Below are 15,755 nucleotides of genomic sequence, written 5' to 3' on the forward strand. Positions count from 1 at the left end.
TGCCCGTCACGGGATTCAGCGCTTCCTGGGGGTCCCTCCGCCGCCGATGGCGATGCCTCGGGTGTCGGGTCTGTCGGCTGGTGCTCGTCCACTGTCCATCCAGGGTGTAGGTGCTGATGCGGCCACGGGCGACCGTGGCCTGAACGGCGAAGGGCCGGCTTCCGGGGTTGTGCCCCCGGCAACCGGCCCTTCCACTGCTGGCCCGACAAGGATCGGGCCGGATGCCTGCTAGGCGGCCGGCGCGTCGGAGGCGAGCGATCCACGCGAGTCGAGGTCGCGGAGCTGGCCCTCGATGTACGCCTTGAGGCGCGCACGGTAGTCACGCTCGAAGCCTCGGAGCTGCTCCACCTTGCGCTCCAGGACGGACTTCTGCTGCTCGAGGTCCCCGAGGGTCTTGCGACTCTTCTCCTCGGCGTCATTGACGAGGCCGCTTGCTTCGATCTGCGCTTCGGCGATGATCTTGTCACGCTGCTCGACGCCGGCGTTGACGTATTCGTCGTGCAGGCGCTGTGCCATTGCGAGGACACCTGCAGCGGACTCGGCGGTCCCACCGGTTGCTGCCGGGGCGGCGGGTGCCGGTGCGGGCGTCGGCTCTTCGACCTCGGCCACCGCTACGGCGGGAGCGGACTCGTCCTCGGAGCCGACCTCCTCGGTATGCGACCTCGCCGCGACAGGGGCGGGAACTGCGGTGGCCTGGGAGGTGTCCGACGAGCTGCCCGTTACCTTGCGGCGCAGGTCCTCGTTCTCCTGGTTCAGGCGGCGGAGTTCGACGACGATCTCGTCGAGGAAATCATCCACCTCGTCCTGGTCGTAGCCCTCGCGGAACTTCGTCGGCTGGAACCTCTTGTTGACAACGTCTTCTGGCGTTAGAGCCATGTGGTCACCTCATACTGATAGGAGCCCACCCGCCGGACGGCGGGTGAGGCTGCGGTACCGAATTATGGACACGAGCCGCTGGACTCACATCGAACTGTGGATCAGCGTATATGGTCGGGAACTCATCACGAAACGGGCCTGTACGCTACCTCGCGAGGCTGCTCGAGACCGACATCAGGATCAGCACGACGATGAAGAGAACCAGGAATGCGAGGTCGAGTTGCACCCCGCCCAGTCGAAGCGGAGGGATGAGGCGGCGCAGTGCCTTGATGGGCGGGTCCGTGATGGAGTACACCCCTGAGGCAAGCACGAGTGCCAGCTTCTGCGGGCGCCAGTCACGGGCAAAGCCCTGCACGGCGTCGAAGATGATGCGAAGGATCAGCGCGAGCTGGAACAGCATCAGTACCAAGTAGATCAGGGCGAATACCAAACTCACAGAGCTGTTCCAGTCCTTCGGGCCTTAGGTGGTCTAACGCGACCGTCGAGGCCGCCGGGCTCAGCTCTGGTTGAAGAAGCTGGTCTGAGCTTCGCTTGCCTTGAGGTCCTCGCCGAGGACTTCAATATACGACGGCGACAGAAGGAACACCTTATTGGTGACCCGCTCGATGCTGCCGTGCAGCCCGAAGACGAGTCCTGCGGAGAAGTCGACCAGGCGCTTGGCGTCCGACTCGCCCATGTCTGTGACGTTCATGATCACGGGAATGCCGTCGCGGAAGCTCTCACCGATGAGCTTGGCGTCATTGTAGGAGCGCGGGTGGATCGTGGTGATCTGGCGGAGCGCGGCGGAGTCCTCGCGGGACGACGGTGCGCGCTTGATCGGGGTCACGGGGGCTCGGTATTCCTCGGCGGGAGCTACCCGGCTGACGGCAGGAGCCGGCTCCAGGCGTCGTTCGTCACGGTCGTAGTCCACTGTGTAGTCCTCGTTCCTGCTCTGCGCGCTTTTCGATTCGGGCTCGTAGTGCTCGTCACCATCGGCGAGCCCAAGGTAGATCATTGTCTTGCGCAGTGCGCCAGCCATGGTAGCTCCTGTCATAAGAGAGTGGATGAGGGGTCGGCGCCTGGGCTTTCAGGATCCGACTCGGAGGCCTTGGTGTGCCGCCGTTCTAGCTGGAACGCTACCCCACGGCCGGACGCGGACCGAGGACATCAGAACCAATCCTCAGGTGTGTCGCTCCTGCGGCGATCGCCTCCTCGAGGTCCCCGCTCATACCGGCCGAAACGGCGGTCGCGGACGGCTCGACGGCCCGCACCGACGCGGATATCTCCAGCAGACGTTCGAAGGCTTCAGCAGGAGACGCACCGAGCGGGGCCACGGCCATGACCCCGGCCAGACGAAGGCCCTCGGTCGCGAGGACCGCCTCAGCAAGCGACTCGGCATCCACGGGTTGCGCCCCTCCCCTGCTACCCGGGGCGGTTTCGAGGGTGAACTGGAGATAGCAGTCCAGTTCACCGCGTAGCTCCATACCCGCCTCCGCCCGGCGTCCGTTCTCCGCTCCGACCGCCTTTCCCAGGGCGGCGACGAGGGATGAGCGATCGACGGAGTGAACGCTGTGTGCGTAGCGGACCACCGACTTGGCCTTGTTGGTCTGCAACTGACCGATGAAGTGCCACGACAGCGGAAGCGCCTCGAGCTCCCCTGCCTTGAGGGCCGCTTCCTGGTCGCGGTTCTCTCCGACGTCGGTGACGCCGAGGCCGGCGAGGATGCGCACATCGGACGCCGGGAAGTACTTGGTGACGACGATCAGGTGCGGCTCGGGGCGATCTGCTGCGGTTGCTGCAGCGGAGATGCGCGACCTCACGGCGCGGAGGCGTGCCTCGAGGTCCTGTTCGCGGGCGCTTCCAGCCCCATCCGGCATCAGGTGCGCCATACGAGTCCGGCGATGCGTCCGGCTCCTGGTTCACGCCGATGGGAGAACAGTGCGGGGTTCTCCAGGGTGCAGAGCGAGCCGGCACCGTGTACCTCACCGACCATCACCCCGGAGAGGGCGAGCTGCCGGCGGACTGCGGCGGGAAGATCGAGCGCCGTCGTTCCCGAAGGAGTGCGGGACGCCGCGGCGGGGATGTCCCGCGCAATTCCGAGCATCATCGCCTCGGGCACCTCGTAGCAGGATCCGCAGACCGAGGGACCGATCCACGCCGCGAGGTCCGTTGCACCCTGGCTCTGCAGGACACGCACCGCATTCGCGACGACACCGTTGGAGACACCGGCGCGACCGGCGTGGACGACCGCCGTCGCTCCTGTTCCGCCCTCGGCGATTCCGGCATCCGCCAGGACGATCGGCACGCAGTCGGCGACGAGGACGGCGAGTGGGTCGGCTCCCCTTGGTGAGACCATGCCGTCGGCATCCGGCGCGGCCGTGACGCCTCCCGATCCGACCACGGCTATCCGGTCCGAGTGGGTCTGGCTCATGAAGCGGAGTGATGACGCCGTGATGCCCATTGCCCTTTCGAGGCGACGGCGGTTGTCCCGCACGGCCTCCGGCTCGTCCCCGACGTGTAGGGCGAGGTTCCCCGCCGATGCTGCCGTGAAGGCTACCCGCAGCCCCGGGCGGACCTCCTCGTTCGCGTAGAACGGGGAAGAACTCCCGGGACCGACGGCTGCGTCCACCGACTACTTGAGGAAGTCGGGGACGTCGAGGTCGTCCGACCGGCCGGCGGACAGGTCGGGCTCCACGATCGCGGGCAGGTCGACGTCGAAGCCCGAGTCGGCCGGGACGGCCTGCACGTTCTGCGCGCGCTGCTGCGACCATGCGCCGAGTCCGGCGGTAGCGGCACCGGCCATGCGCTGCTGCTCGCCTCCGACACTCGGGGCGACTACCGGCCGCGAAGCAGGCGCCGACGTGGGCGCGGGCTGCGACGTGGCATCCACCTGGTCGAAACCGGCCGCGATGACCGTCACGCGTGCCTCGTCACCGAGGGCGTCGTCGATGACGGCACCGAAGATGATGTTCGCTTCCGGGTGAGCGACCTCCTGCACGAGGCGGGCGGCCTCGTTGATTTCGAAGAGTCCGAGGTCGGAGCCGCCCTGGATCGACAGCAGGACGCCGTGGGCGCCATCGATGGAGGCTTCGAGCAACGGCGAGGCGATGGCCAGCTCCGCGGCCTTGACGGCGCGGTCCTCACCGCGAGCGGAGCCGATACCCATGAGCGCCGAACCGGCACCCTGCATGACCGACTTCACATCTGCGAAGTCGAGGTTGATCAGGCCCGGCGTCGTGATTAGGTCGGTGATGCCCTGGACACCCGAGAGCAGCACCTGGTCGGCGGAGCGGAAGGCATCGAGCATCGAGACGTTCCGGTCACTGATGGACAGCAACCGGTCGTTCGGGATGACGATGAGGGTGTCGACCTCCTCGCGGAGGGTGTCGATGCCGCTCTCGGCCTGGTTGGAGCGCCGGCGGCCCTCGAAGGTGAAGGGGCGTGTGACCACGCCGATGGTGAGGGCGCCGAGCGATCGAGCGATGCGGGCCACGACGGGAGCACCACCGGTACCGGTGCCTCCACCCTCTCCTGCTGTGACGAAGACCATGTCGGCGCCGCGGATGACTTCCTCGATCTCCTCGGAGTGATCCTCCGCGGCCCGCCGACCCACTTCCGGATCCGCTCCCGCGCCGAGGCCGCGCGTCAGTTCGCGGCCGACGTCGAGCTTGACGTCCGCGTCACTCATCAGCAGCGCCTGTGCGTCCGTGTTGATGGCGATGAATTCCACGCCACGGAGCCCGACCTCGATCATGCGGTTGACGGCGTTGACGCCGCCGCCGCCGATGCCGACGACCTTGATGACGGCCAAGTAATTCTGAGGTGCTGCCACGTCCTGTGTCCCTTGTTCGAATCTGTGTGCTGTACGGGGTCTGCCGATGGTCCGGCATTCGATCTTCACTCGAGAAAACGTTAACGTTCAGGTTGAGAGTTAACGTTATGTCAAGTAACTTCTATGTTCGACGCTAGGTGTATGTCTTCCGCGTTGCAATGACCGAGCGCCGTGTGTCGGGCGTGTCGACGTGTCCCACTGTCCGGGCAACTGCGTGAACGGCGCCCGGGCAGTTGGACGAACGACGCCCGATCACCTCGTGACCGGCCGGTCGGGGGTGCTGACATCGAACTCCCTGACCGGCGGATCGGACTCCGGTATCGCCAGCATCGCCTCGAGGACCTTCGCCTTCTCCGCGCTGCGCTCCGAGCTACCCCAGAATATTCTCTGGTCCCCTGTGAGGGACAGTCGGATCGAGTCGACACTTGCCGCCGACGCGTTGTTGAGCCTCGAGAGGATCGAGACCGGCAGTTCGGCAAGGACCGCGGTGATCGAGGAGAAGACCTCGGAGTTCACGGCATTCGTGCCGCCGTCGATCAGGGGTAGCTTGACCTGGTCCCGCTCGGCCACGCTCGTCAGCTGCCGTCCCTCGGAGTCGATGAGCACGAAGTCCCCACCCTCCTGCAGGACGGCGACCGGCACGCGTTCATGCACCGTGACGACCAGCGTCGACGGAGGCTCGGCGGCGATCTCCACGTCCTCGATGGGCGCCTGGTCAACGAGCAGTGCGCGGACCTCGCCCGTCGAGATGCGCGTGAGCGGCGTCCCGGTCAGCGGGGCGAGGGCGGACTCGATCTCGGCTGTGGCCACCAGCGCATTGCCCTCGACGACGACGGCACGAAGCGCGAGCGCGGGCGAGAAGATGACGTACGCCACGACCCCTCCCAGGACGAGCACGACGGCCGTGATCGCCAGGAGGAGGTTGCGGAGCCGGTGGGAGCGCCGGGGCGCGGGGAAGTCAAGCACCTTTCCCGGCGGCAGGGCTCCATCCGAACGCTCGAGCAGGGAGACCTTCCCGGGCGCTGATCCCCCGGACCGGATGACGGGCGGCTTCCGCGGCGTCATCCGCTCACTCCTGCCAACGATGTGCCCGCTGCGCGGTCCCGGAGCAGTCCGACGAGCCGGACGCCGTACTGCGTGACGTCCCCGGCTCCGATGGTCAGGACGAGGTCGCCGCGCCCGGCGTGACCGACGACGGCGCGAAGGGCTTCGGAGGGGTCCTCGATGAAGGTCGCTTCCGCAGCGGGCATGAGGTCGGTGATGGTCCAGCCACCCACGTCGTCGACCGGGTCCTCGCGTGCTGCGAAGACCGGCAGGACCGTCGCCGTGTCCGCCAGGGACAGCGCATCGGCGAAACCGTTTGCGAACTCGCGCGTCCGGGAGAAGAGGTGCGGCTGGAAGAGCACATGCACGCGGTGCTCGCCCGCGACCGTGCGCGCCGCGGTCAGCGCGGCCCGGACCTCCGTCGGATGATGTGCGTAGTCGTCGAACACGCGCACGCCGTCGCCTTCACCGCGTGCCTCGAAGCGGCGCGCGGCACCTGAGAAGAGGGACAGTCCCGTCGCCGCCATGGCCGGGTCGACGCCGAGTTCGAGTGCAACGGCGAAGGCGGCTACCGCGTTCAGGATGTTGTGCCGTCCGGGCACACTCAGCTGCAGCTCCTGCTGGGCGTCGAGTCCGTCGACGCTGAACGAGAGCACGCTGTTCGTGGTGCTTCCGAGGGCCCTTGTCCCGCTGATCCTGATGTCTGCGGTTTCTGCGTACCCATAGGTCCGGACGCGGCGCGTCGACGGGATTGCCGAGGCCAGCTCTGCCGACCCCGGGTCATCCGCGCAGGCCACGAGGAGCCCGTCATCGGGCAGTCCCTCCGCGAACTGCCGGAACGCTGCGTGGACGGCGTCGGCGGTGCCGTAATGGTCGAGGTGGTCGGCCTCGGCATTGGTGACGACGGCGATGCTCGGCGAGTAGTTGAGGAAGGAACCGTCCGACTCGTCGGCCTCGGCGACGAAGACGTCCCCGCCGGTCCACTCCGCATTCACCCCCAGGGCCGCCACCTCTCCCCCGATGGCGAACGACGGATTGCGACCTGCCTGCTGAAGGAGGACCGTGATCATCGCCGTCGTCGTCGTCTTGCCGTGCGTCCCGGCAACCGCTATGGCCCGCTGTCCGGACATCGCGGCCGCGAGTGCCTCGGACCGGTGGAGGACGGGCAGCCCCCGACGGCGAGCCTCGGCGAGCTCGGGGTTCGTCTCGCGGATCGCCGATGACACGACCACTGTCCCGGTGTCAGGGACTGCTGCGGATTCATGGCCCACGTGGACGACGGCGCCCAGAGCAGCCAGGGCGCGAAGTCCCTTCGATTCGGCTGCATCCGATCCGGACACGCGCATCCCCTGGCCGAGCAGCACCCGCGCGACGGCGGACATTCCCGCACCTCCCAACCCGATGAAGTGCACGGGCTCCTGCAGACCGCTGCGCCCGCCGGGCGCTGGAAGGGAGGGGCCGGGGTCGGCCGTTGCTGGAACAGCCGTTCCAGCGGTGGCCGGGGTTGTGCTGTCCGGGGTCATGCCGTCCGTCGTGATGCTGGGTCCTTCCGATGCGCCCTGTGCGGGCTGCGTGCGGCCGTCGTCGGTGGGCGACGCCGTCGTTCCTCTGTCAGCGGGCATGGCGGTCACTGTCCGCCTGCCGCTGCGGCGAGGACGAGGTCGGCCATCCGCCGGTCCGCGTCGCGCACGCCCTGGGCGTAGGACGCAGTGGACATCGCGGACAGTCGTCGGGGATCGGTGAGGAGCGGCAGCACGGTCGTGCCGATCCATTCCGGGGTGAAGGCGGCATCGTCGACCAGGACGGCTCCTCCGGCGTCGACGAGCGCCGCGGCGTTGAACCGCTGCTCGCCATTGCCGTGGGGCAGCGGAACCAGCACGGCGGGGAGTCCCACGGCGCTGACCTCGCTGACAGTGGCGGCACCGGCGCGTGCGACGAGCAGATCGGCCGCCGCGTACACCTGTTCCATGCGATCGACGAACTCGACCTGGTGGTACCCGTGGGCGGCCAGGGGATCCCGGTCGGTCCCGAGTACCTGCTTGCCCCGTCCGGTGATGTGGAGGATCTGGACCCCGGCGGCGGTGAGGAGCGGGACTGCAGCGGCGATCGCGCGGTTGAGGCTCGCGGCTCCCGATGACCCGCCCGTCACGATGAGGGTCGGGCGGTCGGCGTCCAGTCCGAGGGCAGCGCGGGCGCTGCTCCGTTCCGCTGCACGGTCGAGGTCGGCGATGGTCCTGCGCATGGGCATGCCCACGAGGACCGCGCCGGGGAGGCCTGTGCCATCGAAGGCGACCGCGACGCGCGCCGCGATCCGCGCGCCTACACGGTTGGCCATCCCGGGTCGCGCGTTCGCCTCATGGATGACGACGGGCACGCGTCGGGTCCAGGCTGCGAGGTAAACAGGAGTGGACACGTAGCCACCCACGCCGACGACGACGTCAGCCCCGGCCTCGGCCACGATGGCGCGGGCCTGGCGAACGGCTCGCACGAGACGGACCGGCAGTTTGACGAGGTCGATGGAGGGCCTGCGCGGCATGGGTACGCGGTCGATGGTGCGGAGTTCGAACCCGGCCGCGGGGACGAGGCGCGTCTCCATGCCTGCCTCGGTACCGACGGCGGTGATGCGCGTGCCCGGTCGCTGATCGACGATCGACCCGGCGATCGCCAGCAGGGGGCTGATGTGTCCGGCCGTCCCGCCGCCCGCGAGGACGACGGAGAGCGCGCGGTCGGGCATGGAGGGGTGTGTCATGAAAGTGAGTGGCCTCTTCCGGAGGTGGGCACGGCGGGCTTCCGGTCGGCGGCCGCAGGAGTCGGAGGGTGAGGGGTCTTCCGCGCGAACGAGAGCAGCACGCCGACGGCGGCGAGCGTGAACGTGAGCGCGGACCCACCGTAGGAGATGAAGGGCAGCGGCACGCCGATCACGGGCAGCAGCCCGGTCACCATGCCGATGTTGACGAAGGCCTGCCCGATGAGCCAGACGAGGATAGATCCCATCAGGATCCGCACGAACGGATCGGTGTAGCGCAGCGCCACCCGGATGGTCGCTACAGCGAGGATCCCGAACAGCAGGATGACGACGAGGGTTCCGAGGAGCCCGAACTCCTCACCGATGATGGCGAAGATGAAGTCGTTGTGCGCTTCGGGGATCCAGTTCCACTTCTGCCGGCTCTGGCCGATGCCGACGCCGAACCAGCCGCCCGAGGCCATGGCGAACAGCCCGTTGTCGGCCTGCAGGCAGAGGTCCGCGCCGTCGTCGCAGTTCAGCCTCAGCCAAGCGCTGATGCGGCCACCGCGGTTCGAGCTCGTCGCCACCATCAGGAGGGAGCCCGCCAGGGCTGCGGCTCCCGCCAGCGTGAAGAGCTTGAGGGGTGCCCCGGCGAAGAACAGCGCGGCTCCGGCGATCATCATCAGCACGAGGCCGGTGCCGAGGTCGCCACCGATGAGTACGAGGCCGATCGGCAGGCCGCCGAACGGCAACGCCGGGATCATCGCGTGCTTCCAGTCCCTGATCAGCGCTTTCTTGCGCTCGAGCACGGCCGCGAACCAGAGGGCCAGTGCGAGCTTGGTGGGTTCGGAGGGCTGGAAGGTCTGGCTGCCGATCTGGATCCAGTTCTTGTTGCCGTTGATCTCGACGCCGATGACGAGCACGAGGATCAGCAGCACGATGGCGATGGCCAGGCTCGGCCAGGCGAGGGCCTTGTAGGCGCGGGGGCCCAGGCGCGAGAGAACCAGCATCAGCATGAGCCCGGCGCTGGCCCAGACGGCCTGCTTGAGGAAGAGGTCGAAGGTGTCCTTCCCCTCGGAGATCGCCTCGACCGACGACGCGGAAAGAACCATGAGGAGGCCGATGGCGGTCAATGCCAGGGCGGAGCCGAGGATCAGGTAGTAGCTGGAACGGGAGGGCGCACGGTCAGCACCCTCGAGGAGTTGCCAACCCCGCCGGGCCCGTGCCCTGATGCCCCGGTCCTGGACGTCGGCTGCCTGCACCGCCGGGGCTGCTGTCGTGGCTCGGGTCCGTGGCTGAGACGTCGTGCTCGCGGCCGCTCCGGATCCGCCGGGCGTCCTCGTACCGGCGCCGGTGACCGGCCTGCCCGTCTCCTTGGTCCGGGCTGGCCGGACGGAGGGCTTACGTCCTCCTGGGCGGGTCGGCGTGGTCGCCATCTAGAACTCCTTCGCGATTGTCCCCTGGCCACCACGCGCACGGACGGCCGCCATGAAGGCGGCCCCCCGGTGCGCGTAGGAGGAGAACTGGTCCATCGATGCGGCGGCCGGTGCCATGAGCACGGTGTCACCATCCCGGGCGACACGGGCTGCTTCGGCGACCACCCACTGCATCAGGGCGTCGCCGGACACGGGGTCGGGTGACCCGCTGCCGTCGTGCCCGAATCCAGTGTGAAGCCTTGGATAGGAGGACACCGGAACATCGGGAGCGTGTCGGGCGAGGGCGCCCTGGAGCGGCGTCGGATCCTGCCCGATCAGGACGACGGCGCGGAGTCGCTTCGCATTGTCCTTCACGAGGTCGTCGTAGGAGACGCCCTTCGACAGGCCGCCGGCCACCCACACGACGGATGGGAAGGAGGAGAGGGAGGCGGACGCGGCGTGCGGATTCGTGGCCTTGGAGTCGTTGATCCAGAGCACTCCGTCCTCGTTCGCCACCACCTGTATGCGGTGATCACCGGGCTGGAAGGCGCGGATGCCGTCCCGCACGGCGGCCACCGGGAGTCCCGCAGCACGGACCAGGGCTGCCGCCGCCAGGGCATTCGCGACCAGGTGCCGGGGAACCACGTCACCGAGCTCGCTGATGGACGCCAACTCGGCGGCCGAGTCCTTGCGCTGCTGGATGAAGGCTCGGTCGACGAGCAGGTCCTCCACGACTCCCAGCATGCTGATGGACGGCATCCCCGTGGTGAAACCGACGGCCCTGCAGCCCTCGATGACGTCGGCCTCCTCGACCATGGTCTCGGTGTCGCGCTGCTCGACGTTGTAGATGCAGGCGATGCGGGTCCGCTCGTAGATCGATGCCTTGGCTGCGACATAGGCCTCGTAGCTGCCGTGCCAGTCCACGTGGTCTTCGGCGACGTTGAGGCAGACGCTCGCCAGCGGCGAGATGGAGTGCGCCCAGTGCAGCTGGAAACTGGAAAGCTCCACGGCGAGGAAATCGTAGCCCTGGGGGTCCCGGATGACGTCGAGGATCGGTGTGCCGACGTTGCCCGCTGCGACGGCGCGCTTGCCGCCCGCGATGAGCATGGCTTCGGTGAGGCCGACGGTGGTGGTCTTGCCGTTCGTCCCGGTGATCGTCAGCCATTCCGCCGTCGGGCGTCCTTCGCGCACCCGAACGCGCCAGGCCAGCTCGACATCACCCCAGATCGGTACGCCCGCGGCCGCAGCCTGTGCGAGGAGCGGTTGGCTCGGGCGCCAGCCGGGCGACGTGACGACGAGGTCGGCCTGCTCACCGTCGACGAGCGGGAGGCTTTCGGCATGGTCCGCCCCGAGCAGGACCTGCCGGGCGCCGACGATCCGGAGCGTGTCGGCCTTGGCCTCGTTCTCCTCGGTCGCGCCGGCGTCGACGACGACGACGATGGCTCCGAGTTCGATCAGGGTGTCGGCTGCAGAAAAGCCGGACGCACCGATACCAGCGACGACGACCCGCAGGCCCGCCCAGTCCGAGTCCCAGCTGGTCAGGTTCTTCAACCGTGGGGTCTCCCAACGGGGCAGCCCGGTTTCCTCGGCCCCGCTCATCCGACGACCCATTCCGCATAGAAGATACCGAGCGCCACGGCGACGAACAGTCCGGCGAGGATCCAGAAGCGGACCACCACGGTGACCTCCGCCCAGCCCTGGAGCTCGAAGTGGTGCTGGAGGGGCGCCATCTTGAACACCCGCTTCCCGCCCGACATCTTGAAGTAGCCGACCTGGATGATGACGGACAGCGTGATCATCACGAACAGTCCTGCCAGAATCACCAGGAGCAGTTCGGTGCGCGAGAGGATCGCGAAGCCGGCGATGGCTCCGCCGATGGCCAGTGAACCGGTGTCACCCATGAAGATCTTCGCGGGCGAGGTGTTCCACCAGAGGAAGCCGACGAGCGCACCGCACATCGAGCCGGCGATCAGCGCCAGGTCGAGCGGATCACGTACCTCGTAGCAGACGCTGCCTGCACCGGGCGAACCACAGCTCTGGTTGCTCTGCCAGATGCCGATCAGCATGTAGGCACCGAAGACGAGAATGGAGGCGCCGGCAGCCAGGCCGTCCAGGCCGTCGGCGAGGTTCACGCCGTTGCTGGCACCCGTGATGATGAGGTTGGACCAGATGACGAAGAGGATGGCCCCGACGACCGTGCCGGCGAACGCGAGGTCGATGGGGAGGTCACGGATGAACGAGATCGCCGTCGACGCCGGGGTACGGCCCTGCTCGTTGGGGAACATGAGTGCCAGGACACCGAAGATGATGCCCACCGCGGTCTGCCCGATGATCTTGGCCGGCGCGCTCAGGCCGAGGCTGCGCTGCTTCGAGATCTTGATGTAGTCGTCGGCGAAGCCCACCAGTCCCATTCCTGCGGCGAGGAACAGCAGCAGCAGGCCGGAGGCACTGGGCCCGCCGACCGGGGAATCGGCCGCCATCATGATCAGGTGGGTCAGGAAGTAGGCCAGCAGGACGGACCCGACGATCACGGCACCGCCCATGGTGGGCGTGCCGCGCTTGGTGTGGTGCGACGTCGGACCGTCGTCGCGAATGAACTGACCGTAGCCCTTGTTGACGAGGAGCCGGATGAACAGCGGCGTGCCCACGAGGGCGAAGAACAGGGCGGAGGCCGAGCTGATGAGAAGTGCTATCACGGCTGGTGGGCCTTTCCGGATCCGTCAGGTCCACTGTCCGCTTCGGAGTCTGCGGCCAGGCGGTCAGCCGTGTCCGCCTGACCGGCGGAGACCGAGGCGTTCGGCACGGCGTGCGCGACCCGATCGCCGAGGAAACGCAGTCCGGCCCCGTTGGAGGATTTGAAGAGAACGATATCGCGTGGTTCGAGCTCCGCGGCGAGGATGCGTTCCGCTGCCTCGGGGTCGTCGACGTGGACCGCCTCGCTCCCCCAGGAGCCCTCGAGGACTGCCCCGTTGAACAGCGCCCGTGTGTTCGGACCGACGCAGATGAGCTTGGAGATGTTGAGGCGGACGACGACGCGTCCGAGGAGGTCGTGCTCCTCGATGGAGCGGTCACCCAGTTCGAGCATCTCACCGAGCACCGCCCAGGTACGGCGGCGCCCACTACCCAACTCGGCGAGGGTGCGGAGGGCTGCGCGCATCGACTCAGGGTTCGCGTTGTAGGCATCATTGATGACCGTCACGCCGTCGACCCGCTCGGTGCGCTCCATGCGCCAGCGGCTCGCCGCGGCCTGGGTGCGAAGACTTGCCACGATGTCGTCCGGCGCACAGCCGATCGTGTACGCGACCGTCGCCGCGGCCAGCAGATTGGTGGTGTGGTGCAGTCCGAGGAGCGGGGACACGACCTCGTGCTCGCTGCCGTCGGGAAAGAGGAGCGTGAAGGAGGGATTACCCTCCGCCGTCGTCGTGCTGTTGCGCGCCCGCACCACCGGATCGCCGCCGTCGGCTGCGAAGTCGGCCGAGGATGTGAAGAAGGTCCGCCGTGCCCGGGTGCGGGACTGCATGGCCAGGACGCGCTCGTCGTCGGCATTGATGACCGCGGTGCCGGTGGCCGGAAGCGCCTCGAAAAGCTCGCCCTTCGCCTGGGCGATGTTCTCGACGCCGCCGAACTCGCCGGCGTGCGCGGAACCAACGCCGAGGACGACGCCGATGTCGGGCTGCACGAGGGACGCGAGGTACGCGATGTGGCCGGGTTTCGTGGCGCCCATCTCGATCACGAGGTACCGCGTGTCCCAGTCCGCCTCGAAGACGGTCAGCGGCACGCCGACCTCACCGTTGTAGGAGCCGCGGGGGGCGACCGTCGGTCCGTGGGTTGCGAGTATTCCCGCAAGCAGGTCCTTGGTGGTCGTCTTGCCTGCGGAGCCGGTGATCCCGACGACGGTGAGGTCGCCGGCGGCACGCAGGCGCCGTACGATCTCCGCAGCCAGGACACCCATTGCGAGCACGGCATCCGCCACGACGACGGAGGGGAAGGACACGCCGTCGGGTGCAGTGACATCGCGTTCGGCGAGAGCGAGCACCGCTCCGCGCTCGAACGCGGAGCCGATGAACAGGTGCCCGTCCGACTCCTCGCCGGGCTTGGCCACGAAGAGGGACCCGGGCGTACTCTCGCGCGAATCGGTGGCCGCGGAGGTGACGGTGATGGTGGGGCCGGCGGGATCCGTGCCGACCAGGACTCCGCCCGTGAGTGCCGCGATCTCGGCTGCGCTGAATTCAATCATGACGGTTCAGGACTCTATCCCGGCCGCGGAAAGCACAGAGAATCCGTGCCTTGTCAACGCGGACCGCAGTTCGACGCGATCATCCAGGGACAGGTTGATACCCTTCACTTCCTGCCACACCTCGTGGCCGCGACCGGCGATGATGATGGTGTCCGAGGCGCCGGCCAGAGCTACGGCGCGATCGATCGCCTCTGCCCGGGGGAAGACCTCCAGCACCTCGCACCCGAGCCCTTCGTTCCTGACGGCGTCGTCGGCGCCCGCGCGGACGGCGCGGCGGATGACGGCTTCGTCCTCGTCGTGCGGGTCGTCGTCGGTGACGATCAGGATGTCCGACAGGCGGGCACCGACCGCTCCCATGATCGGGCGCTTCGATTCGTCGCGCTGGCCGGTTGCACCGAACACCGAGATCACCCGGCTGCCAGGGCGGCGCACCGACGCAAGGGTGCGCTGGAGCGCGTCCGGGTTGTGGGCGAAGTCCACGATGGCCGCCGGCTCCTCGCTGATGAGTTGCATGCGACCGGGGACCTCGGTCGTGAAGGGATCGTGGGCGTCGAGCGCGCGCTGCACGTCCTCTGCCGGCACCCCGGAGGCCAGGACCATGATCGTCGCCAGGGCTGCGTTGGAGATGTTGAAGGTACCCGGGAGGCCGCAGCGCACGCGAAGCCGCTGCCCCGTCCTTCCCTGCAGCACGAAGGAATGACCCAGCCCGCTGCGGTCCACCGAGGTGACGGTCCAGTCCGCCGGCGGCGCTGCGTCCTGCCCTGCGTCCTGTCCTGGTTCGGTGCGCACCGTCAGGACGGGAACGTCCGCGGTCGCGGCCAGCCTGCTTCCCCAGGGGTCGTCCACGAGCACGACGGCGCTTCGGCTCCGCTCGGACGTGAACAGCGACGCCTTGACCGCGAAGTAGTCCTCCATGGTGCCGTGCAGGTCGAGGTGGTCCTGCGTGAGGTTCGTGAAACCGGCGACGTCGAAACGTACCCCGTCGACGCGTCCGAATTCGAGGGCGTGGGACGAGACCTCCATCGATGCGGCGTCGAGACCGCGCTCACGCATCAGGGCGAGGAGCGAATGCACCTGCGGTGACTCGGGCGTCGTGAGCGCGCTCGGGATGGCGTCCTCCCCCGCGCGGATCTCGATGGTGCCGATGAGGCCGGTGGAACGGCCGAGAGCCTCCAGGAGGGCGTTCAGGAAGTAGGTCGACGTCGTCTTCCCGTTCGTCCCCGTGATGCCGAAGAGGGTCGGCCCCGCCTCGCCGTCGTCCTGCCGGTTGCCGTAGATCACGCGGGCCAACGGTCCTACCGCGCGCCTCGGATCGGGCACGACGACGACCGGCGGGACCACGGAGTCACCGGGGTGGACGCGCTCCCGAAGGATGGCCGCTCCGGCCTCGTCCGTGAGGATGGCGACTGCGCCGGAGCGGGCTGCCTGCGGTGCGAATTCGGCTCCGTGGCGCGCCGCCCCGGGCAGGGCGGCGTAGACGTCGCCCGGGAGGACGGATCGTGAGTCCAGCGTGATGCCGGTGACGGTGACCGTGACCGTGGGATGGTTCCCGTGCGGCGCTGGACCGGCCAGCGGGCCGATGTCGGCGAGGGCGGCGAACAGGTCGATCGGGTGGGGCATGCGAGGACGCATCAGGGAAGCGCTGCT

At 68.3% G+C, this 15,755-nt stretch carries 14 protein-coding genes; all 14 read right to left on the reverse strand.

Translation table 11 applies throughout. The features are described from left to right. Positions 1–228: 228 nt before the first annotated feature. Positions 229–876, reverse strand: a complete 648-nt coding sequence (locus RCH21_RS10820; protein ID WP_120149206.1) for a DivIVA domain-containing protein — start codon at positions 874–876, stop codon at positions 229–231. 145 nt (positions 877–1,021) lie between these two features. Then, positions 1,022–1,312, reverse strand: coding sequence for a YggT family protein (locus RCH21_RS10825; protein WP_120149207.1), 291 nt, complete (start codon positions 1,310–1,312; stop codon positions 1,022–1,024). Positions 1,313–1,372: 60 nt separating this feature from the next. Then, complete coding sequence (locus RCH21_RS10830; protein ID WP_326964372.1) at positions 1,373–1,894, reverse strand: cell division protein SepF; 522 nt, start codon at positions 1,892–1,894, stop codon at positions 1,373–1,375. Between the two features lie 97 nt (positions 1,895–1,991). Continuing rightward, the gene (locus RCH21_RS10835; RefSeq protein ID WP_120149295.1) at positions 1,992–2,732 is read right to left on the reverse strand and encodes a YggS family pyridoxal phosphate-dependent enzyme; all 741 of its coding nucleotides are present in this window, start codon (positions 2,730–2,732) and stop codon (positions 1,992–1,994) included. Next, positions 2,732–3,484 (reverse strand): polyphenol oxidase family protein, encoded by a 753-nt coding sequence (locus RCH21_RS10840; RefSeq protein WP_326964373.1) that lies wholly within the window; start codon positions 3,482–3,484, stop codon positions 2,732–2,734. The genes RCH21_RS10835 and RCH21_RS10840 overlap by 1 nt, the downstream gene beginning before the upstream one ends. 3 nt (positions 3,485–3,487) lie before the next feature. Next, positions 3,488–4,687: a cell division protein FtsZ gene (gene ftsZ, locus RCH21_RS10845; RefSeq protein ID WP_120149210.1), complete on the reverse strand. Its 1,200-nt coding sequence runs from the start codon at positions 4,685–4,687 to the stop codon at positions 3,488–3,490. A 252-nt stretch (positions 4,688–4,939) separates the two neighbouring features. Continuing rightward, positions 4,940–5,752, reverse strand: coding sequence for a cell division protein FtsQ/DivIB (locus RCH21_RS10850; protein ID WP_326964374.1), 813 nt, complete (start codon positions 5,750–5,752; stop codon positions 4,940–4,942). Beyond that, complete coding sequence (gene murC / locus RCH21_RS10855; protein ID WP_326964375.1) at positions 5,749–7,353, reverse strand: UDP-N-acetylmuramate--L-alanine ligase; 1,605 nt, start codon at positions 7,351–7,353, stop codon at positions 5,749–5,751. The genes RCH21_RS10850 and murC overlap by 4 nt, the downstream gene beginning before the upstream one ends. 5 nt (positions 7,354–7,358) lie before the next feature. Then, complete coding sequence (gene murG / locus RCH21_RS10860) at positions 7,359–8,465, reverse strand: undecaprenyldiphospho-muramoylpentapeptide beta-N-acetylglucosaminyltransferase (protein WP_442784700.1); 1,107 nt, start codon at positions 8,463–8,465, stop codon at positions 7,359–7,361. Between the two features lie 11 nt (positions 8,466–8,476). Next, the gene (gene ftsW / locus RCH21_RS10865) at positions 8,477–9,892 is read right to left on the reverse strand and encodes a putative lipid II flippase FtsW (RefSeq protein WP_326964377.1); all 1,416 of its coding nucleotides are present in this window, start codon (positions 9,890–9,892) and stop codon (positions 8,477–8,479) included. Beyond that, the gene (gene murD / locus RCH21_RS10870) at positions 9,893–11,470 is read right to left on the reverse strand and encodes a UDP-N-acetylmuramoyl-L-alanine--D-glutamate ligase (RefSeq protein WP_326964378.1); all 1,578 of its coding nucleotides are present in this window, start codon (positions 11,468–11,470) and stop codon (positions 9,893–9,895) included. It lies immediately after the preceding gene. Beyond that, positions 11,467–12,567, reverse strand: coding sequence for a phospho-N-acetylmuramoyl-pentapeptide-transferase (mraY, locus tag RCH21_RS10875; protein ID WP_120149215.1), 1,101 nt, complete (start codon positions 12,565–12,567; stop codon positions 11,467–11,469). Before mraY ends, murD begins: the two co-directional genes overlap by 4 nt. Continuing rightward, on the reverse strand, positions 12,564–14,108 hold the full coding sequence (locus tag RCH21_RS10880; protein WP_120149216.1) for a UDP-N-acetylmuramoyl-tripeptide--D-alanyl-D-alanine ligase: 1,545 nt from the start codon (positions 14,106–14,108) through the stop codon (positions 12,564–12,566). Before RCH21_RS10880 ends, mraY begins: the two co-directional genes overlap by 4 nt. 6 nt (positions 14,109–14,114) lie before the next feature. Continuing rightward, on the reverse strand, positions 14,115–15,728 hold the full coding sequence (locus tag RCH21_RS10885) for a UDP-N-acetylmuramoyl-L-alanyl-D-glutamate--2,6-diaminopimelate ligase (RefSeq protein WP_326964379.1): 1,614 nt from the start codon (positions 15,726–15,728) through the stop codon (positions 14,115–14,117). Positions 15,729–15,755: the final 27 nt, after the last annotated feature.

It is taken from the genome of Arthrobacter sp. PL16 (genome assembly GCF_035985055.1).
Classification (GTDB): Bacteria; Actinomycetota; Actinomycetes; order Actinomycetales; family Micrococcaceae; genus Arthrobacter_D; species Arthrobacter_D cheniae.